The following is a 15,473-nucleotide window of genomic DNA, read 5'->3' as shown; positions in this document are numbered from 1 at the left end:
TGTAGAATGGGATTAAAGACAAAAAACACATTTAGGCGGTTATCATGACATTTGATGAATTGAAAAAAAGACCACCAAAAGGCAGTCTCAAAACTCAATCTTATTCCCCATCCCTTGCTCCACCGCTTTCTCATACAAATACTTCGCAACGATAATATCTACTACCGCCAAACCAACTGATTTGAAAATAGTAATCTCTTCATCATTTTCGCGTCCAGCTTTTTCTTTGCTTATAATTTGACCAAGTTCAGCGTGAATGGCGTTTGCTTTGAATAGACCTTCTTTTATCGGAACTTGAAGATCTCCTGTTTCGTCTAGTGCTGCTTCTTTTGATTCGACTACTACTTTGTTTGCGCTTGTGATGGCGTGTGAGGGTAGTTCTTGCATGCTCGGTCTGAATGAGCCGACGGCGTTTATGTGGACGCCTTTTTGTAGTTTTTCTGAGAAGACTGGTGTGGATGCATTCGTAGTTGTGACGATGATGTCTGCTTCACATATCGCTTCATTTGGATCCTTGTAAACGTAAGCTGGTTTGCCTAATTTCTCTTGTATATATTGCGCAAATGCATACGCTTTTTCTTCTGTTCGATTGTATAAAATGACTTTTTCAATAGCTCTTACCGCAAATACAGCTTCAGCAATCCCCTTCGCCTGTTCTCCTGTCCCGATTATGCATAAAGTTTTTGCGTTATGACGAGCTAAATATTTTGTCGCTACTCCTGATAAGGCGCCTGTTCGGATCATCGTTAAGTACGATCCTTCTAAAAGTGCGAGCGGTTCTCCCGTTTGAAAGTCTGATAGCATCACAATCCCGTTTATCGTTTTCTTTCCTACCTGTTTATTTTGCGGGACTACCGTTACTATTTTTACTCCAAGTGCTTCAAGTCCTTCCGCTACTGAAGGCATAATTAATGCCGTATTTTGCTCGTTCGCAAATGGTAATGAGCCTCTTATTGGTGTAATTGTTCTTTCTGCGGAAAATTCTTTTAAAGCAAGCGCCGCGTATTCAATAACTTCATTCATATTTACTAAGTTTCTTTGTTCGTTCGCGCTTATGACTAGCATATCTTTCCACCCCCTCCTCTTATCCTAACAAAAATCCTCGATTCAAATCATCTCTCGGGTCTACAACGAACTGATGAAATCCTGTAATAAAGGCATTCCCCGTTACTTTTGGAACGACAGCTTCATATGTATCTACTGCGGTTACCGACAATACTTCCCCCTCGAATTTCCCGTCAGTAATGCATTCATGGACGAAAATTTCTCCCTTTTGTAAAGCATCTTTTCCAAAAAGAGTTGCGATTCTTGCGGAAGTTCCTGTACCGCAAGGAGAACGATCTACTTGCCCATCAGCAAAAATCGTTACATTTCGTAGCGTAGCACCTTTGTCTTTCGGTTCATCTGAAAAAATAACGCCGTATATTCCTTTTAAACCTTCTTCAAGTGGATGCTTCACTTCCATTTTGCTCTCTATATAATGTTTAATTTTACCGCCCCACGTTTGAATAGCAGGCAAGTCTTTAAAATCAACTTTCAAACCAAATTCTTTACAGTCTACAACAGCGTAAAATGCTCCTCCAAACGCGATATCTACTTGAAATTCATAGTTATCTATTTTAATAGGAACGTCTTTTTTGTATACAAATGAAGGGACATTTTCAAATGATACAGATTCTACTTCACTCCCGTTATATTTTGCATACGCAATGACTTCCCCAGCCGGGCTATCAATAATGAACTTTTGTTTTTCCCCCTTCACTTCAAACATGCCTGTTTCAATTCCAACTGTAATGACAGCAATAATGCCATGACCACACATCGTACTCCATCCTTCATTGTGCATAAATAAAACACCAAAATCAGCGTGGGCACTTGCAGGCGGGGTAATAATACAACCATACATCCCGTGATGCCCCCTCGGTTCATACATAAGAACTTCACGAAGGTAATCCAAATGTTCCATACAGTAGGCGCGTCTTTCCAGCTGCGTTTCTCCTTTTATTTCTGGCACACCACCCGTAATAATTCGAAGCGGCTCCCCAGCTACGTGTGCATCAATCGTTGTATATATTTTACTAACCTTCATTTCGATCTCTCCCCTATACGTTGATACTCTTTTCATTGCAAATATCATGCCAACGCATAGGGTATAAATTTGTATGCATTGTTTAGAAAAACATACACTACTGTCTATTTTTTTATACACTGTCCAGAGGCTATGTTATAGGGGCCCCCTTGATACAACCAGTCTTATTATTTTCAATGTAAAGTTACTTCGCTCCCCAACATATACTGTTCAAAAGCAAAAAGGAAGTGATCCAATGTACTACGGAACAAAGGGCTGGTACGTAGCTGAACTAAAAAAATTAGGTGTGCGTTATCATGAAGGACGAAAACTAGAAAGTTACCGCGGGCACATATTACGCAATTTATTAATCGCACAACAAGAGAAATTAAAAGAACAGTAATAGATTCTCCTATCACAATATCAACTTATCGCCGCCTACAAACTGCCAATCAATCACACATCAAACTACACTAAAAAGGTCACCCAAACGGGTGACCTTCCTTTCTTATTCACAAACAAGAATTTGTCTAGTAAATGACCCTTTTCTTGTAATACAGCGATCTGTAATTTCAAATCCTGCTTCATGGATCATGTCATCCATTGTTTCCATCGTGACAACGACTACTTTTTTCGCGATGCGGCGTGCACTTGAAAGAATGGAGAGCTGGTCTTCTGGTGTGGCATGCGTAAATAAGTCATAAGGCATATCGATAATGGCAACGTCATAGTTCTCAGTAATTTCCTCGATTGGACCTTTTGTTACTGTTCCTTCAAATCCGAAATGTGCGATGTTTTTTCTCGTTCCAAGAACTACAAGTGGATTTATATCTCTACCAACGATGTTAATCCCCATAGAAAGTGCTTCTACTACTACTGTTCCAATACCGCAGCACGGGTCAATTGCTCGTACTCCCTCTGGATTTGGTACAGCGATATTTGCAACTGATCTCGCAACACGTGTGCTAAGTGATGTCGAATAACTATGCGGTTTTTTTATGTGATGATACCAAACTGGTTCGCTTTCTACATAGTGCCCGAAGTACCAGCGTCCTCCAAGAGGAACAATCCCGAATACACGCTCTGGATTACGAACATCCGCTTCTCCTTCAATATGCATGCCAAGGTCTCGTTCAATAAGACGTCTTTCTCCATATTCAATTTTATTTTCTCCAACGAGGTCATTGATTTTAACGAAGATAACTTTAAACGACGCCCCCGCTAAATCAATTTGTTCCACTTGTTTTAAAATGCTTTCTAAGTCGTCCCCTTCATACATAACCTCAACGCGTTCTTTCATAAACGCACTTCTACTCGGGTCAATTTTTACATCACTTTTTAAAATATTAACGTGCGACTCCATTCCAAAGAACGAGCGCATTTCCAAGTAACATAAAGCACGCTCCTCCTCACGAAATGCATACGTATATATACAGGCAGGTGTTTTACTATGATTATTCAATCTATTATCATCCTCTATCGTTTAAAATTGTTATGATTACAATTACTCAAATACTTTTCTTTTGTATATAAAATTAAATGATATCATATGCCGGAAATAAAGAGAAACGTTAATAAATAAAAGAGACTGCCAATGGCAATCTCTTATTATTTATTAACGGAAAGAAGACACGTTGTTACCCATTTCCTCATAGTAATCTAAAATACCTTGATAAATAGCTTCCGCTGCACTTTGTCTCTGCGCTGGTGTAGCTATTTTATCTGCATCACTTTTATTATCTACAAATGCTAATTCTGCTAATACAGCTGGCATTGTATTTTCTCTAATTACGTATAAATCGCCTTTTTTCACACCACGATCTTTTGTTCCCAGTGCATCTACAAGACGCTCTTGAATTTTTTCTGCTAATAAACGACTTTCTGATACGTTAGGATTTGTTCCTCTTGCTGTCGCTGATTCATAGTAGAATGTTTCTGTACCTTGTCCATTTTTCTCTTCCGTGCCATTACCATGAATACTTACAAAAATATCCCCATTATTTTTTTGAGCAAATTCTACACGTTTCTTTAAAGAATCAGAAGCACTTGTTCCTGGACGTGTATCATCTGTACGAGTGAATAACACAGTAAATGGTGTCTTTTTCTCAAATATTTTCTGTAATCGTAATGATACATCTAATACAGTTTCACTTTCTTTCTCATAATAACCTGGATTACCTGAATCTGCTCCACCATGACCTGGATCAATAATAATCGCTTTTCCTTCTAAGAAATTCCCTTGCTTCACTGGATTTAATTGATTTTTATTAACCCATTGGAAACCAGCGCCCATGCGGATACGAATCCAGCTGCCGTTCTCTTCAATAACAGTTACTTGCTGTGCGTTATGTGTTCCCATTACTTTTGACGAAGAAGAAGCTTCTGCATAAGTAGTGAATCCTTCATTAATAACTTCCGTTTTCTCTACTAAAGGTGTCCATTTATCACCGTTACTTGTTGCAATTTTGATCCATCCATCTCGTTCTTCTTTAATTTCTACCGTTTGTGGATTATGCTGATTCGCACTAATCCCAGAACTTAATGATGGTGCGTGATATGTAATGAATTTTCTATCTATGTACATTTTCTTTGTTTCTACTGGACGATCACTATTCTTGCTAAATTTATCTGTTTGCGCAGTAAGCTGAGCTGCTTGTTCACGCGTAATAGAATCATTCGGTTTCCAGCCATTCTCTGTACCTAAAGAAAGTTTTAATTCTACTAAAATATTAACTTCTTCTTTACCCCAATGATTCTCTAAATCAGCGAATTTTGTAGGAACTGGTCCTGTTACTTTGCTTTTCAGATTATATGCTCTTACAAGCATAGCTGCCATTTCAGCACGAGTTACTTTTCCTTCAGGATCAAATACTCCTGGTTCTCGCCCTTTAATAATATTCTCTTTTTCCATGGCTGCAATAAATGAAGCTGCCCAATTATTTTTTGCATCATTATAAGACGGCTTTGCATTCGGATCTACTTTAGCACCAATTGCTGTTGCGATAATCTTTGCTGCCTGGGCACGTGTTAAATTTCCGTATGGCATAAAGTTACCATCTGGCATACCGTTAATTACATTTCTCTCTACTAAATAATAAATTGCGTCTTTCGACCACGCACTATCTGAAACATCAGGAAATTTCTTCGTTTCTGCTAAACTACTAATTGGATGTGCTAGTAAATTTGCTGCTAATAAACCTGCGGCTATTGCTTTGTACTTCATGAAAAATAAATCTCCTCTCAAAACTTCATATTCATACAATTTTTTTATTCAAGCTAACTAAAAAATATTAACTATTAATTAATTCCTTTCATAGTGTATAACATTATATATCTATAGTAAATACGTTTCCGGCCGTATAACAAAAATCGCATATATATAAGTTATAATGAATGTATATAAAAAACTTTAATCAGCCCTCACCAATCGGGCTTTTACAGGCAGCCCGGTCCCCATCTAACTTTTTTGCTTTCGCTGAATTTTGAGGTAGGGGTCTTACTACTCGGCAAATAGCGGGATAAAAAAGCGATTAGAACATGTCTCCTAATCGCTTTGCCAAATAAAAAGCTGATTAAAAATAATATCTTTAATCAGCTCTCTATTATCTATGAAATTATTCTTCAATTAAATTAGACATTACATATGCATACACTAATGCTTCTGTATGCGCAATAGAACTTTCATGTGTACGTTCAAATGCGTGAGAAGAATCAATACCCGCTCCAATTAAAGCATGTTTCACATCAAATCCCGCGCGAATCGCAGCTGATGCATCAGATCCGTAGTATGGATAAATATCTACTTTATATTCAATATGATTCGTTTTCGCAAGCTCTACTAAATGTTTACGCAGTGCGTAATGATACGGGCCGCTAGAGTCTTTTGCACAAATAGATACTGTATATTCATCAGATGCTTGTCCATCACCTAACGCTCCCATATCAACTGCTAAGTATTCAACAGTTTCTTCAGGAATGTTAGAATTACCACCGTATCCAATCTCTTCATTATTAGAAATTAAGAAATGCGTCGTATATGGTAATGTTACGTTTTCATCTTGTAATCTTTTAATTAATTTTAATAAAATCGCAACACTTACTTTGTCATCTAAATGACGGGATTTTATGTATCCACTCTCTGTAATTTGAACACGCGGATCAAATGAAACGAAGTCTCCTACTTCAATTCCTAATTCGCGTACTTCATCAGCTGAAAATACGCGCTCATCAATACGAACTTCAATATTTTTCTCATCGCGTTTTGCTTCACCTGCATCTTTATATACATGTACAGATGTTTGATGCATTAAAATCGTTCCTGTATATGTCTTGCCACTTGATGTTTCAATTTCGCAATATTCTCCTTCTACAGAGTTCCAGCGAAATCCACCAATCATAGAAAGACTCAGGCGACCGTCAGGCTTAATTTCTTTCACCATCGCACCTAACGTATCAACGTGTGCCGTTAATAAGCGGTGCTGCGCATCATTCTTCCCTTTTACCGTTAAAATAAGAGCTCCCTTATTATTACGTTTCGTTTCTACGTTCCACTCACTGACATAGTTTTCAATGAAATTAATAATTTTTGCTGTATTTCCAGATGGACTCGGAATAGAGACAAGCTCCTTAATCAGTTCCATCGTTTCTTTCGTATGGTGTGCCATTGTCGTTTCCTCCTCATTTTCTCTACTATTCAGTATACAAAATTCGCCAGAAAACCTCTACTTATATAGCTAAATTTTCTAAATTGTAGTAAAATTCTTTTTAGTATACAAAAGGAGTCCTGAAATATGAATATATCAAAAAAATATATACACATTGCACTCATTTGGTTTTTAGCATCATTATTTTGTTTACAAATCTCTTATGCCATTCATACTACTACTTCTATTACAATCGGCTGGATATTAACAGCTATCTTCTTCATTATTAGCTTCATTGCAACAAGAAAGCATAGCGTTACTCAGTAACGCTATGCTTTTCCTATAAAACTATTCTTCTGAAACATCTAATAAATAAATACCTCTTTCAAATCCACCGCGCTCTATCTCTTTTTGCTTACGAAGGCGTTCCACATCTTCAATCGATGCACCTTCTGCACGTGCTAATGAAATGATAACCTCTAGCGCATCTGCAAGAGAATCTAGTGCATGTTCGCGTTCTTTCATAGAAGCAAATTCACGAATTTCTTCCGTTCCAATTTTCGCTAAAGCTTGTATGTAGGCTTGACCTGTTAATTTTTGTGCTGTATATGTTTTTCCAGACATTAAAATCTTCTCTGGAACACGATCTCTGACTAACTTGTTATATGCTGACATCATTCATCCTCCTATATTTAATAACATCCGAGCTCTGCTTTATAGAAAAACCATTTTTTCTTCACGCATGCACTTAACATATCAATTCCTGATCCATGTGCTCTTACATGTGGAAAGAAATAGTGCTCTAAGTCTTCGTCCTTACCATATAGAGTTTGATACTCATCTGGAATCGCTTCTTTTTTCACATCTTTTTCTTTCGTCACCCCGTCAGAAAATGCAACACTTGGATGTCCCTCAAAAAATAACGCAGTCCGAACTGCCAAAGATGGTGTACTATGCAAAGCAGAATATGTAAGCAAAATAATAGTGATAACACCAATCATTCTCTTCATGTATTACTCCTAAAAAAAAGTGCTAACACAATTATACTAAAATGTGTTAGCACTTTCTCCCCTTTATCCCGAATTAACGAGCTAATAATCAGTGAGGAATGGACAAACTTTATTCCCCTTTAAATGCTGGTAAACGTTTCTCTAAAAACGCAGCAATACCTTCTTTATGATCCGCTGTTTGTCTCATTGCATATTGACCACGCTTTTCTAATTGCAATGTTTGCTCTAAATTAGAGCGATTTACTTCACATAAAATTTGCTTCGTTTGAATCATTGCTTTAATCGGTTTTTGTGACCATTCATTAATTTTTTTCTTCACAGCCGTTTGGAAATCTTCGCCGATTACTTCATCAATTAAGCCGATATCAAGTGCTTCGCTCGCCGATAATTTCTTGCCTTCCCAAATAATTTGCTTCGTCATATTTTCACCGACGCGCTTTTGAAGGAAGAAATGACCGCCTCCATCTGGAATTAAAGCGATTCCAATAAAGTTCATCGCAATAACAGATGATATATCCGCCATTACATAATCAGCTGTTAACGCAATACTTAACCCAAGACCTGCAGTTGGTCCATGAATTGCACTAATAACAAGCTTTGGCATCGTATATAATGTCACGACAACTTCAGAAATGGTATTCATAATACCATCAAACTTACTTTCATCATTACTTGAAAGCATCGATTTAATATCCCCACCCGCAGAAAAACCACGACCGTTCCCGCATAACACAACGATATGTGCAGAACTTTCCGCTACTTCTTTCAACTTTTGTAATAACTCTTTTAAGGTCGGCTCATCTAACGCATTTAACACCTCTGGGCGGTTGACCATAACCGTTGCAACGTGGCCTTCATATTTCACAACGACAGATTCTGTTTTACTTGTTATTTCCATTATATATACCCCTCTTTTCTCCATAAAGATTATACTTATATAATTATAGAAAACCACTGAAAAATCCTTCTTTTTTCTCAATTTTCTGTCTAATAATCTCGCAATTTGTACATTTACCGTATAAAACATACAATTCCGTTGAAAAATATAGAAATTAAAGTCGGTTTATCCATGCTTTTCATCTATTTACCATTACAATGAAATGGTGTATTCTTAAGTTTGATAAAAAAACAAATATTGAAATTCATTCGCCTTACTATGTAAAAAAGGCTTTATACCCATCTTTTGGGTGTTGTAATAAAGGAATGAAGAACTGGAGGAACATATGGTTAATAAGTTGAAACAAACGGATAACTACTTCCCACATTTCCTATTGCTATTCATTGTGTTTCAACCAATTTTAGATTTATTAACATCTTTTTCAATCTATATACTACACATGAGCGCAACAGTTGGAGTTGTAGTCCGTTTCGCCTTTATGCTTCTTGCATTAGGATACCTACTTCTTCATCACAAACAACAAGATGCGAAAAAGTACATCCTCTATTTATGTTTACTTGGAATCGCACTCGCAATCGGCCTTGTAAATAATATGATGGTTAAATCTCCAGTTTCATTTGGAGAAGAAGTTAAATTCATCTTAAAGAGCATATATCCAATTGTGCTACTGTTTGGATATATTATCGCCTTTAAAGAGCTAAAAAATAAAGAGTATGTATTCCATAAAATCATTACATATTTCTTATATGCAACTTTAATTTTAAGCATTACAATGATTGTCGCAATGCAAACTGGAACGGATTTCCCAAGCTATCCTCACTCAAAAATCGGTTCAAGAGGTTGGTTCTTCGCTGGAAATGATTTAAGTTCTCTTTTCGCCATTATGTTCCCAATCATTGTCTTATATTCGATTCATAAAACAACTTCTTTCTCGAAAATATATTACTGGATTCCAACAATACTTGCGATGTATGCAAGTATTATGGTCGGAACGAAAGTCGGATATGGCGCAATTGTTATTACATTAGGCGTAGCACTTTTCTTCTCATTCATTGAATATATGATAAATCGTAAAAAAGAAGGAAAAGGATTCACACATATTGTAAATACCGTTGTTGTCGCAGTTATACTAGGAGGTTTAATTGCTCTTACACCGCATACTCCTATCGCAAAAAATATGGGCATTCACATGCAAATATACGAATACAAAAAATCAGTACAAGAAGAGAAAGATCGAAAAGAAGGAAAAGTAATTAAAGCAGATCCAGAAGATGCAAAAAAACATGCAAAAGGTGAACTTACAGATTCTGAAGTAAAAAGTTTAATTTACAGCGATCGCGACAAATTCTTAAAAACATACAAACAGTACTATAAAGACGCACCGCTTTCACAAAAACTATTCGGAATGGGTTATGCTGGTAACTACACAGATAAAATTAAATTAATTGAAATGGACTTCCATGACCTATTTTTCGCATTTGGAATTATCGGTTTCCTTATTTACTTAATACCACTTCTATACTTTGGTATTACATTATTCATCCGCATGATCACAAACTTTAAGAAAATCATGAGCGTAAAGTATATGCTATTAGCGAGCACACTCATTCTATCACTTGGCATTGGCTTTATGTCTGGCCACGTATTAACAGCGCCAGCCGTTAGCATTTTCTTCGTTGTTATACTCGCTTATATCATTGTTGATTTTGAAATTGAATAAAAAGAAGGTGCTACGAAATATTAGTAGCACCTTCTTTTTTATTTAATTAATGTTTTACGTACTCTAAGCTTTCTTTTGCAATATACGCTTCTGTTACAGTAGGATTATCTGAAATAACTTTAACCCACGCTTTTCCATTTATTATCTCTTCACCAGTAACTGTGACAACTACATTTGTATTTAAACGATACAGTCGCTCATTTGATATACTAGGATTCTTTTTCACTTCCACGTTATTCATCACACGTGCAAGTTTGTACTTGTTGTATTCTTTTTTACCTAAATAAGAATCAAAACGGTTCATATGCCCCGCTACTTTTTTACCCCAGTTCGCATCAGATGCATATTTCGCATTTAAACCAGCAGCTTTATCACCTGTATATGTTGCTGTATAACGCCAATGTCCTGGATTTAAATATCCTTCATTCATGTATAATTTTGCTGCATGTTCAATACAATCTTCTTTTGAATTGAATGCTTCTCCGTTACCATATGGACTATCGTCTGTTGCTTTTAAACCAAATAAATTATTTTTGTCTTTTGCAAGAGCGCTTGTTCCATAATAACTTTCATGAATTGCTAATGAATATAAGAATAATGCATTTACATTATACTTGCTTTCTACTTCTTTAAATTTCTTTCCTAAACCAATTAATGGAGAGTCTGGCTTAATCGATTTCACATAACTATCTAGTTGTTCAGCTGTATAATCTGTTTTCGAACGTAATGATAAATAATTGAAATATTGATAGAAAGTTTCGTCTCCAAATGTCTTTCCATCTACACTATACATTTGCTGTCCTTGCTTCATGAAAGAAGGTGCCACACCATATCTAAATTCTGTATATCCAGGTGAACTTGTATTATATGTATAATATTTATGGTATAAATATCCATCTGATTTCACATAATAAGACGACTGTTTCATTTCATTGGTAGGAATTAAAGTGATTTCATTCTTCTTCACATAACCTGTCAAACCAGAAAGTTGAACTTTCACACGATCTTCGCCAACTTCTAACACTTTCAATTCTGTTCCATACTGAATATACGTATATACTGTTGATAAATTCTCATCATAAATATTAATGATGTTTTGCCCAGTTATTCTTTTCGCACTTGCAAAACCATCTTTAATCCATAAAAATTCGTTCTCGTATTTTACCGCATTCATACCTTTATTTTGAGCAGCGGTAACCGCTTCTTTATACGTATTATAGCGCTCTACTTCTTGCTCTGTTCCGTTTTCTCTTACATTTGTCACGACATATTTCTTAGTTTCTACAGGATTGCTATTTCCGTTTTTTTCAATCGTCTGAAGCATGCGATCCAACATAGCTGAAGCCATCCCTCTTGTAGCTGATAAATGTGGTCTAAATGTATTATCTTCTGGATACCCTTTAATAATTTGAGTAGCCACCATAACTTGCACATGCTCTTTATAGTTAATACTATCTTTATCAGTAAAGGTAAGCGGACTTACAGCTACTTTAATATTTTTATAGTCTAACGCTCGCTTTACCATTATCGACATTTCTTCACGTGTAATCACATCATTTGGTGAGAACGTCTCGTTCGTACGACCATTAATAATTTTCGCTCCATATGCTCTACTTACACCATCATATAAACCGTAAGTCTTCGGCACATCCTCGAAATTCGAATCAGCTTTCGGTAAATTTAAAGCCCTCGCTATGAATGTAGCAAACTCTGCTCTTGTTACTAATTTATCAGGCGCATATACATTGTCTCCATACCCCATTAAAACTCCTTTAGTAATAAGTGAGCGCATATTCGTCTCAAACATATGTCCTGTAATATCATCATTTGCCGCATAACTTGAAATAGGAGTTAAAAGTAATGATCCCGTTAATGCCACTGCTGTTATACCTTTTGAAAAAGTCTTCAAGGTTATCCTCCTCGTAATCTACGAATTTATTATCACAAATTTGATTATATAATAATCACAATCATTTTAGCATAATAAATAGGAATTAAAATAAAACGTTTTTTAATTTGAATTTTCATTACATTCAAAACAAAATAAAAGACACTTTACTTTTTTAATAAAGTGCCTTTTTCCATATGATCAATGAGTTTCTTTGTTGCCTGTTTGCCTTGCAACCGAAGCTCATCTATTGTCAATTGTAACTCTTGCTGCACAGTTCCTTGTTGCATTAATTGCTTTTTCGCAATTTCATATAAATATTCAGCACTCCATTCGCCATCCACACTTCCTATAACTGGCTGATTCACTTGACTTAAAAACGAATCAATTTTTGGATCGTATGAAATCCCGACCATTGGAGTTTTGGCTACAGCAGAAAAAACTAGTGCATGAAGACGCATACCAATTAGTAATGAACATTGTGATAAAATGAATATTTTCTCGTCGATATCCATTTTATATGGAAGCATATACGTCTCTTCTCCCATTAAGTCTACTACTTCACGCGAAGCTTTTTGATCAAATGGCTCATGCATTGGAACAAATAGAATTTGGTATCCTTCTTGCTTTAATTTTTTTAATGCCGCAGCTAATTTTTTTATATAATCTTCTTTTGCATTCCAATAACGCACACTAACCGCAATTACTTTTCCATGTATCGAATGCTTTTGCAACCAATCCGATTGTTTTGTCCGTTTCCATGTTAAAACAGGGTCTGGAACAATTTCAATATCGTTTTTTATGCCAAGTTCTTTTAAATATAAAAACGAATCCTCATCTCGAACTGATACATAGGAAGCTTTTGACAAGTTCCATTTTACTAATAGACGATTATATCCTTTTGTAATTGGACCTATTCCTTGTGAATAAATATAATACGGCTTTTTTAATAATCGAGCGAGTCCCATAATACCCGTATAATATAGAATACTCTTCGTACTTGTCTGATCTTGAAGAAGGCTCCCGCCACCGCTAATAACTCCATCACTGTTTTTTATCGCATGATAAACAGCTTTTATATCCCAGCGATCTACCGATTCTACACCATACATTTCCTTTGTATATTTAGAATCATTTGATAGTACTACTAGTTCTATATCCGGGTTCTCTTTACTTAACGATTCAATAATTGATTGTAGAATCGCCTCGTCTCCAACATTATAAAAACCATAATATCCTGATAAGACTAAACGCACCCTAAATCTCCTCCAAAACTAGGTAACCATTTATTTCATCTAACATAAACTAGTACCCATTCCTTACCTAAACACTTGATACCCTACATAGTTTCCTCTTTATCAGTTCATATGAATTATAATAAAAAATTAAATTTCTATATTTATCTTTTTAAAAATGGTATTTTGTTTATTGATATCCATTTTAATTTCAAAGCACATACACCATACAAAATGGTTGTAATACTTAATGCTATACCACTGAATAATAACGTCATAATTCTTGAAGATGTAATATTTATCACATTACATAATTCATACAATCCTAGTCCCAAAATACATGCTATTGCTAGCACACCAAAAAAGCTTTTTAAATGAATAGAATAGGCAATATAGCTTCGAATATACAAATGATTTACAATACAAATCAATACGTAAGTAATTAATGTACTATACGCCGCTCCATCTATGCCAAACTTCTGCACGAACATTATGTTTAACACGACTTTCACACAACTCGCACCAATAACAATCCATGCAGCTTGTGCAGAACGGTTAATGCCCTGTAAAACACCTATTGATAATACCATAACCGCAGTAAAATACGAACTGCCAATCATCACTGTTAACATACTACTGCCTTTTACGTCTGTGAACAATCCGACATTTAACGGTACTGTTAATGCCATCAACCATATTGTTAACGGTGCTGTCAAAACATGCGCTAGTCGATTTGTATTTTGAATTGTTATTTTCGCCAAATTTATATCTCTTTTGGCCAATGCGGAAGTTAAGAGTGGTATTAACGGAAATACAATTGCGCTTGCAAAAATAACAATTATTTGCGTGAATGCAAAACCGCGACTGTATATTCCAAATTGTTCTTGAATTTCTGTTGATGATCCTTGTAATACATGCGGTATTGTAAGCGAGTCTACTAAATTTAAAAGTGGCATTGATAAAGCTCCAATAGCGATTGGGATCGATACCCGCAATATCTTTTTGCCGTTTTCTCTTAAATCTCGGAGCGAATAGGAATTGCTTTTATTGTAGTATGGACTTCTATTATATTTTATACGCAAATATATAAGCGAACTAATGACTCCAAGAAAAGAGCCAACCATCGCACCACTAGTAATAACAGTATTACTCTTATCCCATGATACTAGTATGTAAGCAATTATTAACATAAAAAACACACGTACAAATTGCTCAATGACCTGTGATACCCCTGTTGGTTTCATATCACCGAAACCTTGAAAATACCCTCTATACACCGCCATGTATGGCGCAATGAGTAACGCTAATGAAGTAATAAGCAACGGCATTCTAGTTTCTTGTCCACCAAGCATATTTGCAATTTCAATAGAAAATAATACAATGACTAAACAGCCGAAAACGCCAAATGCTATCCCAATAATTGAAGCTGATTTAAATAATTTCGCAATTTCCTTTTGCTTATTTTTTTCGTTCAACTCTGCAATTAGTTTCGAAATTGCAAGTGGAACTCCGGCTACCGATAATGTAAGAGCAATCATATATACAGGAAAAACAAGGCGGAAAATACCGAGCACTTCATCTCCTGCAATATTTTGTAATGGAATTTGAAAAAAACTACCCAGCAATTTCGACAAAAAAGTTGTAATGGTTAAAATTGCTGCTCCTTTTACAAATGTTTTATTCATATTTTTTCTCTTTTCTTTTATACATATACTCTCAAACATATTGTTTTAAACGATAGGAATTCACTTTATCCCATTGGTTATCATAACAAATTTATTATAGGTTGAATACTTGGTTTTTTTTTCAAAATAGAAAAGAGAACCCATTTAAGCCTGTCTCTTCACAATATTTTTTCTAATTCCTTCCATTATATATGTACACACTATAACCGTTTCTGTTACGCAAAAAGAGCCCTTCCTCTCTATCACTGCGATACATATTACTAAAAACATTATAAAAATATCCCACAACTCTACATTATAATTTATGTAAGATTGTGAGATATTCT

Annotated in this window: 14 protein-coding genes; 3 read left to right on the top strand and 11 right to left on the bottom strand. The window is 35.6% G+C overall.

What is annotated here, in order from left to right:
- Nucleotides 1-87: 87 nt before the first annotated feature.
- Together NST90_RS04550 and NST90_RS04545 are read right to left on the bottom strand one after the other, a co-directional pair.
- Nucleotides 88-1,065: an ornithine cyclodeaminase family protein gene (locus NST90_RS04550; RefSeq protein WP_025709967.1), complete on the bottom strand. Its 978-nt coding sequence runs from the start codon at nucleotides 1,063-1,065 to the stop codon at nucleotides 88-90.
- Between the two features lie 19 nt (nucleotides 1,066-1,084).
- Nucleotides 1,085-2,089, bottom strand: a complete 1,005-nt coding sequence (locus NST90_RS04545) for a proline racemase family protein (protein WP_000868682.1) — start codon at nucleotides 2,087-2,089, stop codon at nucleotides 1,085-1,087.
- Between the two features lie 106 nt (nucleotides 2,090-2,195).
- Here NST90_RS04545 and NST90_RS04540 point away from each other — a divergent pair, with 106 nt between their 5' ends.
- Nucleotides 2,196-2,471, top strand: a complete 276-nt coding sequence (locus NST90_RS04540) for a YflJ family protein (RefSeq protein ID WP_139124011.1) — start codon at nucleotides 2,196-2,198, stop codon at nucleotides 2,469-2,471.
- Nucleotides 2,472-2,576: 105 nt separating this feature from the next.
- Here the strand turns inward: NST90_RS04540 and NST90_RS04535 are convergent, their stop codons facing one another.
- The 3 genes from NST90_RS04535 to NST90_RS04525 all read right to left on the bottom strand — a co-directional run bounded on the left by NST90_RS04535 (nucleotide 2,577) and on the right by NST90_RS04525 (nucleotide 6,732).
- Nucleotides 2,577-3,530: a methyltransferase domain-containing protein gene (locus NST90_RS04535; protein WP_001059320.1), complete on the bottom strand. Its 954-nt coding sequence runs from the start codon at nucleotides 3,528-3,530 to the stop codon at nucleotides 2,577-2,579.
- A 153-nt stretch (nucleotides 3,531-3,683) separates the two neighbouring features.
- Nucleotides 3,684-5,291 (bottom strand): N-acetylmuramoyl-L-alanine amidase, encoded by a 1,608-nt coding sequence (locus NST90_RS04530; RefSeq protein WP_000875329.1) that lies wholly within the window; start codon nucleotides 5,289-5,291, stop codon nucleotides 3,684-3,686.
- A gap of 391 nt (nucleotides 5,292-5,682) precedes the next feature.
- Nucleotides 5,683-6,732 carry a M42 family metallopeptidase gene (locus tag NST90_RS04525; RefSeq protein WP_000930085.1) on the bottom strand — a complete coding sequence of 350 codons (1,050 nt, stop codon included), beginning with the start codon at nucleotides 6,730-6,732 and terminating at the stop codon, nucleotides 5,683-5,685.
- A gap of 126 nt (nucleotides 6,733-6,858) precedes the next feature.
- Between NST90_RS04525 and NST90_RS04520 the strand changes: the two genes are divergently transcribed.
- On the top strand, nucleotides 6,859-7,038 hold the full coding sequence (locus NST90_RS04520; protein WP_001027085.1) for a hypothetical protein: 180 nt from the start codon (nucleotides 6,859-6,861) through the stop codon (nucleotides 7,036-7,038).
- 21 nt (nucleotides 7,039-7,059) lie between these two features.
- Here NST90_RS04520 and NST90_RS04515 read toward each other — a convergent pair whose 3' ends face one another.
- The 3 genes from NST90_RS04515 to NST90_RS04505 all read right to left on the bottom strand — a co-directional run bounded on the left by NST90_RS04515 (nucleotide 7,060) and on the right by NST90_RS04505 (nucleotide 8,643).
- Nucleotides 7,060-7,386: a nucleoside triphosphate pyrophosphohydrolase gene (locus NST90_RS04515; protein ID WP_001277350.1), complete on the bottom strand. Its 327-nt coding sequence runs from the start codon at nucleotides 7,384-7,386 to the stop codon at nucleotides 7,060-7,062.
- A gap of 17 nt (nucleotides 7,387-7,403) precedes the next feature.
- On the bottom strand, nucleotides 7,404-7,721 hold the full coding sequence (locus tag NST90_RS04510; protein ID WP_000827122.1) for a hypothetical protein: 318 nt from the start codon (nucleotides 7,719-7,721) through the stop codon (nucleotides 7,404-7,406).
- Between the two features lie 109 nt (nucleotides 7,722-7,830).
- Entirely contained in the window at nucleotides 7,831-8,643 is an 813-nt protein-coding gene (locus NST90_RS04505; protein WP_002023367.1) for an enoyl-CoA hydratase, read from the bottom strand.
- A 301-nt stretch (nucleotides 8,644-8,944) separates the two neighbouring features.
- On the opposite strand from NST90_RS04505, the gene NST90_RS04500 reads away from it, so the two are divergent.
- Nucleotides 8,945-10,339 carry an O-antigen ligase family protein gene (locus tag NST90_RS04500; protein ID WP_065224678.1) on the top strand — a complete coding sequence of 465 codons (1,395 nt, stop codon included), beginning with the start codon at nucleotides 8,945-8,947 and terminating at the stop codon, nucleotides 10,337-10,339.
- Between the two features lie 46 nt (nucleotides 10,340-10,385).
- Here the strand turns inward: NST90_RS04500 and NST90_RS04495 are convergent, their stop codons facing one another.
- The 3 genes from NST90_RS04495 to NST90_RS04485 all read right to left on the bottom strand — a co-directional run bounded on the left by NST90_RS04495 (nucleotide 10,386) and on the right by NST90_RS04485 (nucleotide 15,147).
- Nucleotides 10,386-12,248 (bottom strand): S-layer homology domain-containing protein, encoded by a 1,863-nt coding sequence (locus NST90_RS04495; RefSeq protein ID WP_000847506.1) that lies wholly within the window; start codon nucleotides 12,246-12,248, stop codon nucleotides 10,386-10,388.
- 146 nt (nucleotides 12,249-12,394) lie between these two features.
- Entirely contained in the window at nucleotides 12,395-13,483 is a 1,089-nt protein-coding gene (gene csaB / locus NST90_RS04490) for a polysaccharide pyruvyl transferase CsaB (RefSeq protein ID WP_001241591.1), read from the bottom strand.
- A gap of 143 nt (nucleotides 13,484-13,626) precedes the next feature.
- Nucleotides 13,627-15,147 carry a polysaccharide biosynthesis protein gene (locus NST90_RS04485; RefSeq protein ID WP_006919753.1) on the bottom strand — a complete coding sequence of 507 codons (1,521 nt, stop codon included), beginning with the start codon at nucleotides 15,145-15,147 and terminating at the stop codon, nucleotides 13,627-13,629.
- Nucleotides 15,148-15,473: the final 326 nt, after the last annotated feature.

The sequence above is a fragment of the Bacillus sp. FSL E2-8900 genome, from assembly GCF_037966225.1.
In the GTDB taxonomy this organism is placed as follows: Bacteria; Bacillota; Bacilli; order Bacillales; family Bacillaceae_G; genus Bacillus_A; species Bacillus_A cereus.
The sequence above is the reverse complement of the archived record's forward strand: the minus strand, read 5'-3'. Positions and strand labels throughout refer to the sequence as shown.